Origin of the sequence: Micromonospora andamanensis (genome assembly GCF_016863495.1) — a bacterium.
Classification (GTDB): domain Bacteria; phylum Actinomycetota; class Actinomycetes; order Mycobacteriales; family Micromonosporaceae; genus Micromonospora; species Micromonospora andamanensis.
Window position 1 is genome coordinate 349,425 of record NZ_BOOZ01000004.1, and the last position, 15,793, is coordinate 365,217.

Genomic DNA, 15,793 nt, shown 5'->3' on the forward strand with positions numbered 1-15,793 from the left:
CCCAGCGGGCCGTCATCAGGCACCAGGGCGCTGAGTCGATGATTCGCCCGCTGCCACTCGCTCACGCCGCCGCTCCCTGCCGACCGCGTACCGCCCGCACCAGCTGCCGGGCCTGGACCACGTACAGCGCGCCAGCGACCCAGTAGAGCACCAGACCCCACCACGCCAACGCCCAACCGATCGCGGCGGCCAACGCGGCGACGGCCGGCACCACCGCGGCCAGCAGCAGGACCGGGAACGCGGCAAGCAGCAGGAAGGTGGCCGTCTTACCGACGTAGTGCACAGGTGGCGGCCCGTACCCGTGCCGACGCAGCACCCCGAGCGAACCCAGCAGCAACAGTTCCCGGGCCAGCAACGCGGCGGTGAACTGCCAGGGCACCACCTCGCGGGCGGTGAACGCGACAAGGGTGGCCAGGATGTAGAGCCGGTCAGCGAGCGGGTCGAGCAACTCGCCCAGCCGGCTGACCTGTCCCAGCCGCCGGGCGATCCACCCGTCGACCCAGTCGCTGGTGCCACCGACGGCCAGCACCACGATCGCGGCGGCGTCGGCGCGGGCGACCAGGAACAGGTAGAGGAACAGCGGAACACCCAGCAGGCGAACGAAGCTGATCAGGTTCGGCCAGGTGAACACCCGATCGTCGGGTCGCCGGCCGTCGCGGGCCTGCGGTTGCTCCGCCCGAGCCCGACCCGACACCGAACCTCCTCCGCGACGCGCTCGCGCACCGCGGACCAGGTCCGCCGTGCGGCGTCGTACGCGTTGTCCAGCCGGCTGGCGCCGGCGCCCCCTGTGATCCCCTGCGAGATCGGTTCCTGACCCGCCGTCCATCGTCGATGATCACGGGCCGGTCGAATGCGCTGCCACTATAACGGGCCGCTTCGGTGCTTCCGCTGCCCAGCAGGTCCGTGGTGGCTGTTGACTGGCTTGACTGTGACGGGTGTCACCATCTGTAAGGCATCCTAGGACACTAGTTGTCGCGTGGTCAGGCGCTGCGGGCCTTCGCGTTGGCGGACTCCACCACGAGCGCCGCCTGACCGAAGGCCACAAGCGCCCGCAGCAGATCCTGCTGGCCCCGGGCGGGCATCCGTTCGAGCACGGCCCGCACTGCCTCGTGCCGGCGTGATCGCACCTCCCCCAGCAGCGCCTCGGCGGCGGCGGTCGGGATCAGCCGCACCTCCCGGCGATCCCGGGCGTCGGCTGTGCGGCGCACCAGCCCGATGGCCTCCAACCGGTCACAGAGCCGACTGGCCGAGGAGGGCACCACGTCCAACAGCTCCGCCAGCCGGTTGACGTTCAGTTCCGGGCGGGCGCTCAACAGGGCCAGCACCCGCAGCTGGGTCGGCGACACCACGAGCCGGTGCCGGGAGACGGCGGAATCGAGCACGCCCACCAGCGCCTCGGCGGCCGCGTCGATCGCCGCTGCGAGATCCGGTCGCTCCACCCGATGTCCCCTGGGATTGTCCCGCTGGTACCGCACCGACCCGCCGGTCAACCGCTTTCCCGGCCGACCGCACCACGCCAGTCCAGGCAGACGACGACCGCATCGTCCCGCAGGTCCGTGTCCGCGTGGAAGGTCTGCAACTCGCGCATCACGGTACCAACCGCCTCGGTCGGCGGCTGCAGCCGTGTGGCCCGCATCGCCCGGGCCATCGCCCGCTCGCCGTACGTCTCCCGGCCGCTCGGATCGGCCGCCCACACCCCGTCGGAGACGACGAACAGCCGGTCACCCGGGTCGAGGTCGAACTCCTGCAGGTCATAGCGTGTCTCTGCGAACATCCCCAGGGGAAGCTGCTGTTCGAGGGCGACCCGGGAGACGGTACCGCCGCGTAGCCGCACCAGATGCGGTGAGCCGGCGTCCACCGCCCGCACCCGACCTGTCGCACAGTCCAGTTCGAGCAGCAACGTCGCCACGTGCCGGTGCCCCCGATGCTGGTAGTAGACGGTGTCCGAGGCCAGCTCGGCCTGCTCCACCAGACCACCACCGGAGCGACGCGCGTTACGCATCGCGTTGACCGTCACCGCCGTCAGCAGCGCGGCGGCCAGCCCGATGCCGTCGCCGTTGAGCACGGTGACTGTCAACCGGCCGTCGTCCAGGGACCAGTCGAAGTGGTCACCACCCACCGTGTACGCCGGTTCCAACTGACCGGCCAGTTGGAAGGAGCCGTGGCTGACGCTGCGCCCCGGCAGCAGTTCCCACTGCAACTCGGCGGCCATGCTCAGCCGTTCCCGCCGCCGGGCCCGCCGGTAGCGGTCGGTCTCCCGGTCGGCCGCGCGTAGCGCCATGGCGACGTCCCCAGCGATATCGACAGCCGCGCGCACCACAGTCTCCGGCGGTTCGGCAGCCAACTCGACAATGAGCACCCCCAGCCGCTCGCCCCACACCGACAGGGGAAGGTAGAGCCGGCACCGCCCGTCCTCAGCGGACTCCCGGACCGGCTGCTGGCTGCTGAAGCAGCGCTGCACCGTACCCTGAACGGCCGGGGTGGCCACGCCGGGCTGACCCGGGTCGAGCACCGGCCACAGCCCGCTGATCCGGTAGTCGGCGATGAACACGGCGGTGCCCGACGCGCCGAGCGACGACCGGATGGCCAGGTCGGCGGCCTCGACCACACGGTCGGGCGGGGCCTCGCGCAGGGCGCGGGAGACCCCCGTGGGCGCATCCGCCATGACCATCCTCCGAAAATACTTGCTCTGGGGCAAGCATCATACGGAGGTGGATTCATCCATGGTCACCCGGCCGACCGCACCGCAACGGCGCCGTGGAAGGCGTCCGGCACCTCCGCCGGCCGGCCCTCCGGCCGCCAGTGGGTGACCGGCACGATTCCGTCCGGGGTGGGCCGCCACCGACCGAGCAGTGGGGCGAACACGGCCGGCGGACGCATCCGGAACGCCGGGCCCATCATCGCCAGCGCCGCCGGATACGCGGCGAGTTCCTCGGTGTCGAAATCGACAGCCAGGTGGCTGCCCGGCGCCACCGCCGTGTACAGCTCGTCCAGGGTGCGGGCGAGGGTCGCGTCGTCGAGGAACGCCGCCAGGCCCAGGAACACCACCCCCACCGGGCGGCGACCCCAGCCGGGCACGAACCGGTGCAGCAGCGCCGGATCGACGGTGCCGAGGTCGGTGGCGTCGCCGAAGGCGTAGCTCGCCTGGTCGCTGCCGGCCAGCACACGCTGACCGAGACGGATGGTCACCGGATCGACGTCGGTGTACAGGACGGTCGCGTCGGGCGCCGCCTCGTGCACGTTGCCCATCGTCGGCACCCCGGCACCGAACACCAGGAATCCGTCGACACCTGTGGCGGCGATGGCGCGTACGGCGCGGCCGAGGAAGGCGCGCAGCTCCCGGAAAACCGGAGCACAAGGGCCGTACGCCTGCTCGAACGCGCGGGCGGCAGCCACGTCCACCGGATAGTGGTGCGCGCCGCCGAGCCAGAAGTCGATCATACGTGCGGTACTCGGCTGGTCGGGCTCCACCATCGACGACGCTCCCTCCCCGGGCGCGACTCCGCTGTGCCGGGTCGCCGTCTGGACCTCGCCGCGCCGCCGCAAACGTTCCTGGACACCGCACCGGCCGTCAGCGTACCGACATCACGTCGCTCGCCGGTATCGCCCCGCGGGCCATCGCGTGCGGTGATACTGACCCAGACCGGTCCCGATGACGGCCAGGCACGGGAGGTGACGGTGAACTCGGCGAGCGGCTCGGCGGTAGTGGTCGGCGTGGACGGTTCCGAGCCCGCCCTCGCCGCGGTACGGCTGGCCGCCGCGGCGGCGGCCCGCCAGGGCCGGCCACTGCGGCTGGTGCACGCCTTCATCTGGCCGACGCTGCACTCCCCGGTCCGGCCGGCCACCGAGGGCACACCCGGCGGAGGGCTGCGGGCCCGGGCGGAGGAGCTGGTCGCCGCTGCTGTCGACGAGGCCGAGGCAACGGCGCCGGGGCTACGGGTCACCGGCGAGATCGTCGACGGGGAGGCCACCGCCGTGCTGCTCGCCGAGGCATCGAGCGCGGCGATCGTGGTGCTCGGTGACCGGGGTGCGGGCGGGTTCGCCGCGCTGGTGGTCGGTTCGGTCGCGGTGCAGGTGGCCGCGTACGCCGCCTGCCCGGTGCTGGTGGCCCGCGGCGCGTCACGTCCCGACGGCGCCGTCGTGGTCGGGGTGGACGGTTCCGAGTTGTCCCGCCGAGCTGTGGAGTTCGCCGTCCACGAGGCCGCTCTGCGCGGCGCCCCGGTGGTCGCCCTGCACGCCTACCGGCATCCGGTGTCCACCGGCCCGGGTGACATGCAGCCGCTCGTGTACGACGAGTCCGAGTTGCGCGACGACGAGGACCGTGCGGTGGCCGAGTCCATCGCCGGGATGACCGAGCGGTACCCGGAGGTGCCGATCACCCGGCGGTCGGTGCGGGGTCGCGCCGCCCGGGTGCTCACCGACGCCTCCCGCCAGGCGCAACTGCTCGTGGTCGGAGGGCGGGGACGAGGCGAGGTGACCGGGTTGCTGCTGGGTTCGGTGAGTCAGTCCCTGCTGCACCACAGCCACTGTCCGGTCGCGGTGGTACGCGGCCCCCGGTGACCGGCCGGCACGGTTGGCGACGGTCCAGGCGGGTAGACGGGCCGCGTACGCCACCGGCGGCGACCAGAACGTCACCGACGCCACCGGCGACGACCAGAGCAGAGGAGACAGTGATGCCAGGACCTCGACCCGGCAGCAACGCCTACGACAAGCAGCGCGCCCGCCTGCGCAACGCCATCGACGGCTCGGGTCGGCGCACTCCGGACCAGAAGGCCGACCAGGCGGCCAACCGGATCCTGCGGGAGGATCAGGGCCGGCGAGGCGTCGTACGGGGCGAACGCGCCTACGGGCCGAAGGGCAACCGCGAACCCGGGGATCCGAAGAAGTGAGGGTCGCCGACTTGACCGACGGCCTCATCGCCGGGGCCGTCGGCACCACAGCGCTGAACATCGCCACCTATCTCGACATGACCGTCCGGGCCCGGCCGGCCAGCCGGACACCGGAGAACAGCGCCGGGAAGCTGGCGGGCGCGGCCCACCTGTCCCTGGGGTCACCGCAGCAGGCCGACAACCGGCGGAGCGGCATCGGTGCGCTGATGGGCTACGGGCTCGGCGCGGCGGCGACCGTCGGCTTCGCGCTGCTGGCCCGGGGCCGCCGTCAACCGGTGCTGCGGGCGGCCGCCCTGCTCGGCGGGGGCCTGATGACGCTGTCGGACGGATCGCTGACCCTGCTCGGTGTCACCGACCCGCGTACCTGGCGTCGGGTCGACTGGATCGCCGACCTCGTCCCGCACCTCACCTTCGGGTTGACGGCCGCAGCCACCTGGAACCGGCTGCGGCCGTCGACGTAGGAGATCCGACTAGCGTTCGGTGTCGTCCTCGGCGACCTGTTGACCGCTGGGACCGTACGGTGACACCTGGCCGCGCGGCACCGGGCGGCCGGCGTCCCCGCGCGACGAGCCACGGTTGCGGGGATGGCCCGCCGGGTCGGGGCCCTTGTTGTCCTGGCTTGTCTGACCGAGGGCGTTACGCCGGAGTTCCTGCTGCTGCGGGTTCGTCACGGTGCTCTCCCTTCGCCGGTACGCGGCGTGGCGCCGCGTCACCGGCGGCTTACCCGCCGCCGTCGGCGGCATTCCGGCGCGGCCACCCAGGTGAGGGCTATCCGCGTCGTCGGTGGGTACCCACCCAGGATGGGTGACCAACGGGCGCTGGCGCGGACCCTGCTGACCCGCCGCACGTACGCCGAGGAGGCCGGCATCGCGCTGGCCGACCGACCGGCGCCGCTGTACCAGCTGCTGGTGCTTGTCACCCTGCTCAGCACCCGGATCCGGGCGCAGGTGGGGGTGGCGGCGGCCCGCGAACTCTTCGCGGCCGGGTACCGCACCCCGCAGACCATGGAGGCCGCCAGCTGGCAGGAACGGGTCGACGCGTTGGGGCGCGGCCACTACCGCCGCTACGACGAACGGACCGCCACGATGCTCGGCTCCGGCGCCCGGCTCTGCCTGGAGCGCTGGCACGGCGACCTGCGGCGGCTGCACCGGGAGGCGGCAGGTGAGCCGGCACAGCTACGCCGGCTGCTCACCGAGTTCCCCGGGATCGGTCCCACCGGCGCGGACATCTTCCTGCGTGAGGTGCAGGCGGTCTGGCCGGAGCTGCGCCCGTACGCCGACCGGCGGACGGTGGCCGGCGCGCGCCGGCTCGGTCTGCCCGCCACCACTGACCGGTTGGCCCGGCTCGTCGACGACGTCGACTTCGGCCGGCTCGCCTCGGCCCTGGTGCGGGTCGCCCTCGGCGAGGAGTCGGCCGGGCAGATCAGCCGGGGCGTGGCCACCCGCTGAGGAGCCTCACTTCGCCGCGTCGCCGCCGGGTTTGGTCAGGTACCACACCAGCAGCGCGGCCAGCACCGCCAGCACCACGAGCCCGCCGGAGAGGCCGCGCCCCTCCTCCGGGGACCGGCCGGTGGTGCCGAAGTAGATCACGGCGAGGCCGGCCAGTACCGCGACGAACTTCCGGATGCCTCGGTCCTTCACAGCTGGCACCGTACGACCAGCGAACCCGTTATGCCCGTGTTATCCGTATTATTCCCTCGGCTGGGGCGGTCAGTCGACCTCCAGATCGTCGAGGGAGATCTTGTGGCTCATCAGCCAGCGGGCCAACGCCGACATGCCGAACAGCCAGAGCGGCGCGGACTCGGTCGTGCCGTTTGTCGCGTAGATGGCGAACCGCAGATCCGGCGCGCGGTACGCCTCGATCCGCCACCGATGCTGCCGGTCCCGCCACACCGCGGAGGGGTCCATCCCGTCACGGTAGGTGCCCCACTCCGCGCCCGGCCGACGATGTGCTCAATCCACCACCACCCGGGCGTCGTCGGGTAGCCGACGGGTCAGTCCCTGTCGGTCCAGCAACTCCAGCAGCGGCACCGCCACCCGCCGAGTCGTGTCCAGCGCCTGCCGGGCGGCGCTGAGCGTGAACGGCTGCGGCAGCCCGGCCAGCACCCGCACCGCCCGCTGCGGCGCGCCGGGCAGCAACAGCACGTTGCCGGTCAGCCGGAGCAGCGCACCCGCCCGCACCGCCGCACCGATCTCCCGGGCACCCAGGCCGACGGCGGCCAGCCGGTCGGCGTCCGGGGCACGGAACGGATACGCCGCCCAGTCCTCGCCCACCAGCGCCAGCGCGCGGGCCAGCGGCTCGGGCAACACCGCCGCGCCAGGCCCCACGACCCGACCGCCCACCAGTCGCAGCGGCGGCCGGACCAGGGCCTCGACCAGGGCCCGGTCCGGCAGGTCCAGGTGCCGGCGCAGTTCCTCGACCGGAACACCCGCCGCCAGCGGATGCGCGCGGGCGTGCTCGGCCACCGCGACGGCGAGCCGGTCGCCCAGCCGCGACAGGTGCTGCGGATCAGCCAGCCAGTCGCCGGCCACCGGCGCGACCGTCACCGGTACGCCCGCCCGCACCAGGTCGGCGACCCGGGCCAGGCCCCGCCGACGCAACTCCCCGGCGACGTCGGGCCGACCGTCCAGGGTGGCCAGCACCGCCGCCCGGGCCGCCGCAGCACCCCGACGCGCCAGCGGCGGCGGCAGCACGTCGAGCACGGTGACCCCACCGGCGACGTACCGGCGGCCCGGATCCCGCAGCAACGCCCGGTCCCCCACCAGCAGCGGCAGCGGACGGCCCAACCGCAGCCGGGCGGTGTCCGGGCCCAGCGGACGGACCCGGACCGGCACCGCGGCCGACCCGACATGCAGTGTCAATGTCACCGGCAGGTCGGTCACCGCGACGCCCGCCAGTCGCACGTCGACCAGGTCGGTGGCCCGGAACCGACCCGGGGTGAGCAGGGCGTCGCCGCGGCTGATCCGGTCACGGGCCACACCCCGCAGATTGACCGCCACCCGGGCCACCGGCACCGCCTCGGCGCAGGCGACGCCGAGCCGGTGCAGGCCCCGCACGCGTACCGGTTCACCACCGCCGGTCAGCTCCAGTTCGTCGTCGACGCGCAGCCGACCGCCACCCAGGGTGCCGGTGACCACCGTGCCGCTGCCCCGCACCGTGAAGCAGCGGTCGACCCAGAGCCGCACCGGGCCGTCGGGCACCGGCACCGGCACCTGGTTCGCCAGCCGGTCCAGCGCGGCCCGCAGGTCGGCCAGGCCGGCCCCGGTGACGGCACTCACCGGCACCGCCTCCACCCCGGCCAGCGAAGTCGCCGCCAACTCCGCGCCGGCCACCGCCATAGCCGCCGCCGGATCGGCCAGGTCCGCCCGGGTCACCACCAGCAGGCCGTGCCGGACGCCGAACGCGTCCAGGGCGGCCAGGTGCTCGGCGGACTGCGGCATCCAACCCGCGTCGGCCGCGACCACCACCACGGCGGCCGGCACCGGCCCCACCCCGGCCAGCATGTTCGGGACGAACCGCTCATGCCCCGGCACGTCGACGAACGCGACGGTACGACCCGACGGCAGCGCCGTCCAGGCGAACCCCAGGTCGATGGTCATGCCCCGGCGGCGTTCCTCAGCCCAGCGGTCCGGTTCCATCCCGGTCAGCGCCCGCACCAGCGTGGACTTGCCGTGATCGACGTGCCCGGCAGTAGCCACCACCAGCATGGTCAGTCGTCTCCCGGCACGGCCAGCACCGCCGCGCGCAGCAACCCGTCGGCCCGCTCCGGCACGCAGCGCAGGTCGAGCAGCAGCCGGCCACGGACCACCCGACCCAGCACCGGCTGATCACCGGTACGCAACGGGCCGGCGTACCGCTCGGGCAGGCTCAGCGCCCACGAGTCCAGCTCGACGCCGGGCGCACCGCCGCCGCCGACCACCGCCACCGACGGCACCACCTCGACCTTGCGGCCCTCGGCGGCGAGCGCGTCACGCAGCCGTTCGGTCCGCTCGCGCAGCGCCGCCGCGTCGACGTGCAGCGCCCGGCGGGTGGGGGTGGCCGGGTCACCGAGCGTGCCGGCGAGGGCGGCCAGGGTCAGCTTGTCCACCCGCACCGCCCGCGCGAGCGGGTGGCGGCGCAGTCGCTCGACCAGCTCGGCGGTGCCGAGCAGCAACCCGGCCTGCGGACCACCGAGCAGCTTGTCGCCGCTGGCGGTGACAAGCGCCGCCCCGGCGCGCAGGGTGCTCGCGGCGTCCGGTTCATCCGGCAGCAGCGGGTCCGATACCAGCAGCCCGGAACCGATGTCGGCGACCACCGGCACCCCGAGCCCGGCCAGCCGCCGCACCGGTACCGCCGAGGTGAAACCGGTGACCCGGAAGTTGGACGGGTGCACCTTCAACACGAAGCCGGTACCCGGCCCGACGGCTGCGGCGTAGTCGGCGAGGGTGGTCCGGTTGGTGGTGCCGACCTCGCGCAACCGGGCGCCGGTGCTGGTGAGCAGGTCGGGCAGGCGGAAACCGTCACCGATCTCCACCAGCTCACCCCGGCTGACCACGATCTCGGCGTCGGCGGCGAGCGCGGTGGCCGCCAGCACCAGCGCGGCGGCACCGTTGTTGACCACGTGCACCGCCTCGGCCGCCGGTACGGCGGCGGCAAGGGCATCCAGCGCGTCCCGCCCACGGCGGGCCCGCCGCCCGGTGCCGAGATCCAACTCGACGTCGGTGTACCCGGCGGCGGCGGTCACCGCGGCCAGCGCGGCCTCGGAGAGCGCGGCCCGCCCGAGGTTGGTGTGCAGCACCACTCCGGTGGCGTTGAGCACCACCCGCGGCACGGGCGGCGGCAACGCGGCCAGCACGGCGTCGCGTACCTCGGTGGGCTCGATCTCGCCTCGGCGGGCCCGTTCCTGGGCCTGCCGCACCGCGCGGCGGACCCGGTCGCGACCGACCGTGACGGCCGCCGCGACAAGCGACGGCTCAGCCAGCAGCGCGTCGGTACGCGGCACCCGGCGCCGCGGGTCCGCGCCGCCGTCGCTCATCGGTTCATCTCCTCGCAGCCTGGCGGAGACGGACGGGAATCGAACCCGCCTGGCCCGGATCCCGGACCACACCGGTTTTGAAGACCGGGAGGGGCACCAGCCGCCTGAACGCCTCCACCGGCCATTGGATCACAGCTCGGCGGCGGGTGTGCGGCCGAGTCGACACCGCGCTCACCCGCCGGGTTCGGCCGCCCGCCGGTCGAGCCGGGCCCGCTGTGGCACCACCGTGTACTTCGGATCGCGGGCCGAGGCGACGCCGGCGTGGAAGACCCCGAACCGGGTCGCCACCGAAGCGGCGAGCAACGCTGCCCCGGACACCGCCGACACCAGTCGGCTCCGCCGGCCCAGCACCGCACCTGCCACCCCGGCGACGGTGAGTGTCCGCCCGGCGCGTAGCAGCCGACCGGGTCGACCCGTCCGGTAGGGCTCACCCAGCAGGCCGAGGCGATTCTCCACCCGGTGCGCGCCGACCAGCTCCAGTCCGGCCCCGGCCAGCGCCATCCGCCGCGCCGGGCCCGCCTGGGCCGGTGGCACGGCGAGCAGACCCACCCCCGCGCCGCTGGCCAACGCGCTGCCCGCGAAGACGAACGGCAGGTCGGCGTACGCCTCGTGCCAGGACGGCACGGCCGTGTCGGCGAGCAGCACCGCCGTGTACGTGCCCAGGGCCGGCGCGGTCAACGCGGCGGCCAACCCGGCGACCCGTCCCACCGGCGGCAACGCCCGACGGACCAACCCGAGCGGACCCCGCGTGGGCAACAGCGGCGCCACCTCGGCGATCGCGGCCAACCCGGCGGCCGGACCGTACGCGGTGAGGATCCAGGTGCCCACCGACATCGGCGAGGTCGGCTTGGCCACCCGCAGCATGTGGTGGAACCGTTCCGGCCGGCCCAGGTCCTTGACCAGCAGGCCGGCGCTGGCGGTGACCGCCGCCAACGCGGCGACCCGGCCGGCGCGACGTACCTCGGCGCGGCCGGTGAGCTGACCACCCGCCGCCAGCAGCGACGAGCCGGCGGCCAGCCCGCCGGTGAACAGGTAGGCGGCGATCTCCCACGTCCACACCGGCGGCTTGAGGATCGGCCTGCCGTAGTAGGAGGTGAACTCCGCAGGCGGCACGGCCAACTCCTCACCGGCCCGACGGCCGGCCCGGAAGCGGCGGAACCGGTCACCGACGGCCGGCCGGTCCGCGTTCACCGCCGGCCGCCGAGGAACGCGCCGACGGCCACCGCCGTCATGGCCAGCGCGGCCAGCCCCGCCCGGCGCCACATCGCCGGCAGGTCCCGGGTGGTGACCTGCGGGTCCGGCGGCAGGCCGTACACCTCCGGCTCGTCGAGCAGCAGGAAGAACGCGCCGTCACCGCCGACCCCGTCGTGCGGGTCGTGGCCGTAGAGCCGCGCCTGCGGCTCCCCCCGCTCCCGCAACGTGGCGACCCGCTCGGCCGCCCGCTCCCGCAACTCGTCGAGGGGACCGTACTGGATGGACTCGGTCGGGCAGGCCTGCGCGCAGGCCGGGGTCAGCCCCGCGCCGATCCGGTCGTAGCAGAGTGTGCACTTCCACACCCGACCGTCGTCCACCCGCCTGTCGATCACCCCGTACGGGCAGGCCGACACGCAGTAGCCGCACCCGTTGCAGATGTCCTCCTGCACCACGACGGTGCCGAACTCGGTGCGGAACAGCGCCCCGGTCGGGCAGACGTCGAGGCAGCCGGCCCGGGTGCAGTGCTTGCACACGTCCGACATCATCAGCCAGCGGAAGTCGCTGCGCCCCTCGGCGCTGCCGGTGCGCCCGGGTGGCCCGGCCGCCGGCATGCCGAGGAACTCGGTCGTCCGGGCCGCCGCCTGCGGCTCACCGGCCAGCACACCCGGCTCGGTGCCTGTCGGTTTGGCGGTGCCGGCCGACCGGGCGGCGGAGGCGGCGCTGGCCGAGTCACCTGTCGGGTTCCCGGCGAACGACGCGGTGCCGTGCCCGGCGGGCCGGGGCTGTTCGACGAAGGCGACATGCCGCCACGAGTTCGCCGTCAACGCGCCGGTGTTGTCGTACGACATGCCGAGCAGGTCCAGTCCGGAGGTGGGTACCCCGTTCCACTCCTTGCAGGCCACCTCGCACGCCTTGCAGCCGATGCAGACGCTGGTGTCGGTGAAGAAACCCATCCTCGGTGGCGCGTCGACCCAGCCGGCCGCGGTCGCCGGATCGGCGGCCGACAGCGACGACTGTGGCGGTGCGGCGGGCCGGTGCGGGCGATCGGCCATCAGGGGTTCCCCTCTCCGTCGCCGGTGGACCCGGGTGGCTCGACCGGCACGCCGGGGGTGACCGCCGGCGGTAGGACACCCGGCACGATGCCGGCTCTGGTGCGGTAATCCTGCACGAGTTCGCGCAGGGCCGCCCCGGTGGGCCGGCGTCCCGGCCGCACGTCACAGGTGCCGATCTTGCTTTCCTGGATCAGCACGTTCGGATCCAGGGTGATGCCGAACAGGTCGTTCGCCGAATCGCCGGTGACCAGCCCCTCGAAGCCGAAGTGGTACGGCAGCCACACCTGGTGGATCACCCGGCCGTCCACCGCCAGCGGCACCAGCCGGTCGGTGACCAGCACCCTGGCCTCGATCGCCGCGCGGGCGCTGATCAGATGCGCCCAACCGAGATGGGTAAGCCCGACCAACGCCGCCAACTCCGGTGAGACCTCCACGAACATCTCCGGTTGCAGTTCCGCGAGCGGCGCGACCGTACGGCTCATCCCGCCCGCGGTGTGGTGCTCGGTGAGTCGGCTGACCGTGAACACGTACGGGAAGACCTGGTCGTGCTGCTGCGGGGGGCTGGGGTTCGTCGAGTTCACCGGATGGTCGTACATCTTGCGGGTCGGGTTGGCCTGCTGCCCGTAGAGCGGGTTACGCACCGGCGACTCAGCCGGTTCGTAGTGCGTCGGCAACGGCCCGTCCAGCACCCCACTGGGCGCGTACAGCCAGCCCTTACCGTCGGCCTGCATGATGAACGGATCGTCACCGGCCAGCGCCGCCGGCCCCGTCGCACCCTCCGGCGGCCGGTACGACGGCGGTTTCGTCACCTCGAAGTCCGGCACGTCCCGGCCGGTCCACCGCCCGGCGTCGGCGTCCCACCACACGTACCGTTTGCGCTCGCTCCACGGGCGGCCCTGCGGATCGGCGGAGGCCCGGTTGTAGAGCAGCCGCCGGTTCGCCGGCCACGCCCAGCCCCACTCGGCGGCCACCCAGTCCTGCTCGTGACCGGGCCGACGCCGAGCCGCCTGGTTCACCCCGTCGGCGTAGACGCCTGTGTAGATCCAGCAGCCGATCGCCGTCGTCCCGTCGTCGCGGGCCTGGGTGAACGCCGACAACGGCCGGCCGCTCGCCGTGTCGTATCCGTTGATCTCCCGCAGCACCGCCTCGGCGTCCGGCTCGGCATGCCTGCCGTGCGTGGGATAGCCCCAGGTCAGATCGAGCAACGCACGGTCGCGCGGCAGGGTCGAGCCGGCCAGCTTCGCCCGGATCCGACGCCCCAGGTGGTAGAAGAACCACAACTCGGAGCGGGCGTCGCCGGGCGGGTCGACGGCCTTCTCCCGCCACTGCAGCAGCCGCTGGGTCTGGGTGAACGTGCCCTCCTTCTCCACGTGGGAGGCGGCCGGCAGGAAGAACACCTCGGTGGCGCACCGCTCCGGCACGATCTCACCTGTGGCGACCTCGGGACCGCGCTGCCAGAACGTCGCGCTCTCGATCATGAACAGGTCGCGGACGACAAGCCAGTCGAGGTTGGCCATGCCCAGTCGCTGAGCCCGGCCGTGCGCCGAACCGACCGCCGGGTTCTGGCCGAGCAGGAAGTACCCCTTCACCTTGCCGTCGATCATGTTCAGCACCTGCTGGTAGGTGCCGTGGTCGCCGGTCAGTCGGGGAAGGTGGCCGTAGCAGAAGTCGTTGTCGGGGGTGGCCGCGTCCCCCCAGTACGCCTTCAGCAGGCTGGCGGCGTAGGCGCGGGCACCACCCCAGAAACCCTTCTGACCCGGATGCCGGATGCTGTCCACCCACGCGTCGAAGTCGGGATGCCGGGCGTGGTGCGGCATCGGCAGATAACCCGGCAGCAGGTTGAACAGGGTCGGAATGTCGGTGGAGCCCTGGATGCTGGCGTGCCCGCGCAGCGCCAGCACCCCGCCACCGGGCCGACCCATGTTGCCCAGCAGCAACTGGATGATCGCCCCGGTGCGGATGTACTGCACCCCGACGGTGTGCTGGGTCCAGCCGACCGAGTAGATCAGGCAGCCGGTGCGTTCCCGCCCGGAGTTCTCCGTCCAGGCGCGGGCCAGTTCCAGGAACTTCTCCCGGGGTACGCCGCAGACCCGTTCCACCATCTCCGGGGTGTAGCGGGCGAAGTGCCGCTTGAGAATCTGGTACACGCAGCGCGGGTGTTGCAGCGTCTCGTCCCGCTGCACCTGCCGGGAGATCGGAGCGCCGTGAGACTCGTGACGCAGCCCGGCCGCGGTCTCCCGCTCCCGGGCCGTGTGGCCACTACCGGAGTCCCGCTCGTGGCCCGCGTACTGCCAACTGTCCTGGACGTAGCTGGCGGTCGCCGGGTCGAAGCCGGAGAAGAGCCCGTCGGCGTCCTCGGCGTCGACGAAGTCGTCACTGACGATCGTCGCCGCGTTGGTGTACGCGAGCACGTACTCCCGGAAATCCAGCTCGTTGCTGAGGATGTAGTTCACCACCGCGCCCAGCAGCGCGATGTCGGTGCCCGCCCGGATCGGCAGGTACGCGTCAGCGACGGCGCTGGTACGGGTGAAGCGCGGGTCGACGTGGAAGACCTTGGCCCCGCGCCGTTTCGCCTCCATCACCCACTGGAAGCCCACCGGATGGGCCTCGGCCATGTTGGAGCCCTGGATGACGATGACGTCGGCGTTCGCCACGTCCTGCTGGAAGTCCGTCGCGCCACCGCGACCGAAGCTGGCCCCCAGACCGGGGACGGTGGCGGAGTGTCAAATCCGGGCCTGGTTCTCGATCTAAAGCGCCCCCATCGCGGTGAACAGCTTCTTGATGAGGTAGTTCTCCTCGTTGTCCAGGGTGGCCCCGCCCAGACTGGCGATCCCCAACGTCCGGTTCAGTGGCCGGCCCTCGGCGTCCGCGTCCTCCCACGTCTCGGCGCGCGCCGCGAGGACCCGGTCGGCGATCATGTCGAGCGCGGTGTCGAGGTCCAGGTCCTCCCACTCGGTGCCGTACGGCCGCCGGTAGCGCACAGTTGTCTGCCGCAGCGGGCTGGTGACCAGGCTCCGGCTGGCGGCACCCTTCGGGCAGAGCCGGCCCCGGGAGATGGGGCTGTCCGGGTCGCCCTCGATCTGGGTGACCTGCTCGTCACTGACGAAGACCCGCTGCCCGCAGCCGACGGCACAGTACGGGCAGACGGAACGGGCCACCCGGTCGGCGTCCTCCGTGCGGGCGGTCAGCTCGGCGCTGCGGCTCGAGCACGCCGCCGCGCCCCGGCCCAGGGGGTCGGTACCGGTGAGCTGCCGGTAGACCGGCCAGCCCAGCAACCTGTCCCGCAGTCCCACGCCCGCACCTCCGGTCTCGACCTTAGGACAGCGCGGCGGGATCGGCGACCCACCTGCCGGATCCACAATCACGACGTCGCCCCCGGCCCGAAATCGGGCCGGGGGCGACGAGGGTGTCGGTGTGCAGGTCGCCTCTCGGCGAGTGGCGCGACGCGGCTCCAGCCGAACGGTATTCCGCGACGGCAATTTAGGTGAGGCCCGGGGACACTGGAACACACCGACACCCGAGTCAACAGGTTACCCGCTCTGCTTCTTCCTACCCCTGCCGTGACCGCCGCCACAGGGACAGTCCTGCGGAGCCAGCCGGCCAGCACCCTGGATCGTCCGGACGCCGAAAGGCCGCTGGCCGGC

General features: G+C 73.2%; 15 protein-coding genes, 1 tRNA gene and 1 pseudogene. 4 read left to right on the forward strand and 13 right to left on the reverse strand.

Annotation, left to right across the window (positions count from 1 at the left end; all coding sequences use genetic code 11):
• Positions 1 to 61 precede the first annotated feature (61 nt).
• The 4 genes from clsA to Van01_RS06490 form a co-directional block, all read right to left on the reverse strand.
• The gene (clsA, locus tag Van01_RS06475) at positions 62 to 631 is read right to left on the reverse strand and encodes a cardiolipin synthase ClsA (protein WP_373306216.1); all 570 of its coding nucleotides are present in this window, start codon (positions 629 to 631) and stop codon (positions 62 to 64) included.
• Between the two features lie 349 nt (positions 632 to 980).
• On the reverse strand, positions 981 to 1,439 hold the full coding sequence (locus Van01_RS06480; protein WP_204001856.1) for a MarR family winged helix-turn-helix transcriptional regulator: 459 nt from the start codon (positions 1,437 to 1,439) through the stop codon (positions 981 to 983).
• Between the two features lie 47 nt (positions 1,440 to 1,486).
• Positions 1,487 to 2,665 carry a PP2C family protein-serine/threonine phosphatase gene (locus Van01_RS06485; protein ID WP_204001858.1) on the reverse strand — a complete coding sequence of 393 codons (1,179 nt, stop codon included), beginning with the start codon at positions 2,663 to 2,665 and terminating at the stop codon, positions 1,487 to 1,489.
• A 62-nt stretch (positions 2,666 to 2,727) separates the two neighbouring features.
• Positions 2,728 to 3,474 (reverse strand): SAM-dependent methyltransferase, encoded by a 747-nt coding sequence (locus Van01_RS06490; RefSeq protein WP_204001872.1) that lies wholly within the window; start codon positions 3,472 to 3,474, stop codon positions 2,728 to 2,730.
• A gap of 204 nt (positions 3,475 to 3,678) precedes the next feature.
• On the opposite strand from Van01_RS06490, the gene Van01_RS06495 reads away from it, so the two are divergent.
• From Van01_RS06495 to Van01_RS06505, 3 genes are all read left to right on the forward strand, one after another.
• Positions 3,679 to 4,560: a universal stress protein gene (locus Van01_RS06495; RefSeq protein WP_204001882.1), complete on the forward strand. Its 882-nt coding sequence runs from the start codon at positions 3,679 to 3,681 to the stop codon at positions 4,558 to 4,560.
• Positions 4,561 to 4,673: 113 nt separating this feature from the next.
• Positions 4,674 to 4,889 (forward strand): phosphatidylethanolamine-binding protein, encoded by a 216-nt coding sequence (locus Van01_RS06500; RefSeq protein WP_099851450.1) that lies wholly within the window; start codon positions 4,674 to 4,676, stop codon positions 4,887 to 4,889.
• Complete coding sequence (locus Van01_RS06505; RefSeq protein ID WP_204001884.1) at positions 4,886 to 5,350, forward strand: hypothetical protein; 465 nt, start codon at positions 4,886 to 4,888, stop codon at positions 5,348 to 5,350. The genes Van01_RS06500 and Van01_RS06505 overlap by 4 nt, the downstream gene beginning before the upstream one ends.
• A 9-nt stretch (positions 5,351 to 5,359) precedes the next feature.
• On the opposite strand, the gene Van01_RS06510 is transcribed toward Van01_RS06505, so the two are convergent.
• On the reverse strand, positions 5,360 to 5,560 hold the full coding sequence (locus Van01_RS06510) for a hypothetical protein (RefSeq protein WP_099851447.1): 201 nt from the start codon (positions 5,558 to 5,560) through the stop codon (positions 5,360 to 5,362).
• 129 nt (positions 5,561 to 5,689) lie between these two features.
• Between Van01_RS06510 and Van01_RS06515 the strand changes: the two genes are divergently transcribed.
• Positions 5,690 to 6,337 (forward strand): HhH-GDP family DNA glycosylase, encoded by a 648-nt coding sequence (locus Van01_RS06515; RefSeq protein WP_204001886.1) that lies wholly within the window; start codon positions 5,690 to 5,692, stop codon positions 6,335 to 6,337.
• A 6-nt stretch (positions 6,338 to 6,343) separates the two neighbouring features.
• Here Van01_RS06515 and Van01_RS06520 read toward each other — a convergent pair whose 3' ends face one another.
• The 8 genes and pseudogenes from Van01_RS06520 to fdh form a co-directional block, all read right to left on the reverse strand.
• On the reverse strand, positions 6,344 to 6,529 hold the full coding sequence (locus tag Van01_RS06520) for a hypothetical protein (protein ID WP_099845775.1): 186 nt from the start codon (positions 6,527 to 6,529) through the stop codon (positions 6,344 to 6,346).
• Positions 6,530 to 6,598: 69 nt separating this feature from the next.
• Positions 6,599 to 6,796 carry a hypothetical protein gene (locus tag Van01_RS06525; RefSeq protein WP_204001888.1) on the reverse strand — a complete coding sequence of 66 codons (198 nt, stop codon included), beginning with the start codon at positions 6,794 to 6,796 and terminating at the stop codon, positions 6,599 to 6,601.
• A 45-nt stretch (positions 6,797 to 6,841) separates the two neighbouring features.
• The gene (gene selB, locus Van01_RS06530; protein WP_204001899.1) at positions 6,842 to 8,596 is read right to left on the reverse strand and encodes a selenocysteine-specific translation elongation factor; all 1,755 of its coding nucleotides are present in this window, start codon (positions 8,594 to 8,596) and stop codon (positions 6,842 to 6,844) included.
• A 2-nt stretch (positions 8,597 to 8,598) separates the two neighbouring features.
• Positions 8,599 to 9,903 (reverse strand): L-seryl-tRNA(Sec) selenium transferase, encoded by a 1,305-nt coding sequence (gene selA, locus Van01_RS06535; protein WP_204001902.1) that lies wholly within the window; start codon positions 9,901 to 9,903, stop codon positions 8,599 to 8,601.
• A gap of 20 nt (positions 9,904 to 9,923) precedes the next feature.
• Positions 9,924 to 10,019 (reverse strand) — tRNA-Sec (locus Van01_RS06540).
• A 55-nt stretch (positions 10,020 to 10,074) separates the two neighbouring features.
• Positions 10,075 to 11,094, reverse strand: coding sequence for an NrfD/PsrC family molybdoenzyme membrane anchor subunit (gene nrfD, locus Van01_RS06545; RefSeq protein WP_204001909.1), 1,020 nt, complete (start codon positions 11,092 to 11,094; stop codon positions 10,075 to 10,077).
• On the reverse strand, positions 11,091 to 12,149 hold the full coding sequence (locus tag Van01_RS06550; RefSeq protein WP_204001912.1) for a 4Fe-4S dicluster domain-containing protein: 1,059 nt from the start codon (positions 12,147 to 12,149) through the stop codon (positions 11,091 to 11,093). The genes nrfD and Van01_RS06550 overlap by 4 nt, the downstream gene beginning before the upstream one ends.
• A gap of 56 nt (positions 12,150 to 12,205) precedes the next feature.
• Positions 12,206 to 15,442, reverse strand: a pseudogene (gene fdh, locus Van01_RS06555) (formate dehydrogenase); the annotation flags it as partial.
• Positions 15,443 to 15,793 lie beyond the last annotated feature (351 nt).

Coding starts and splice junctions, on each gene's coding strand:
- Van01_RS06550 (WP_204001912.1), bottom strand. CDS start 12,149: ATGGCCGATCGCCCGCACCGGCCCGCCGCACCGCCACAGTCGTCGCTG.
- selB (WP_204001899.1), bottom strand. CDS start 8,596: ATGCTGGTGGTGGCTACTGCCGGGCACGTCGATCACGGCAAGTCCACG.
- selA (WP_204001902.1), bottom strand. CDS start 9,903: ATGAGCGACGGCGGCGCGGACCCGCGGCGCCGGGTGCCGCGTACCGAC.
- Van01_RS06485 (WP_204001858.1), bottom strand. CDS start 2,665: ATGGCGGATGCGCCCACGGGGGTCTCCCGCGCCCTGCGCGAGGCCCCG.
- Van01_RS06490 (WP_204001872.1), bottom strand. CDS start 3,474: ATGGTGGAGCCCGACCAGCCGAGTACCGCACGTATGATCGACTTCTGG.
- Van01_RS06500 (WP_099851450.1), top strand. CDS start 4,674: ATGCCAGGACCTCGACCCGGCAGCAACGCCTACGACAAGCAGCGCGCC.
- Van01_RS06515 (WP_204001886.1), top strand. CDS start 5,690: ATGGGTGACCAACGGGCGCTGGCGCGGACCCTGCTGACCCGCCGCACG.
- Van01_RS06525 (WP_204001888.1), bottom strand. CDS start 6,796: ATGGACCCCTCCGCGGTGTGGCGGGACCGGCAGCATCGGTGGCGGATC.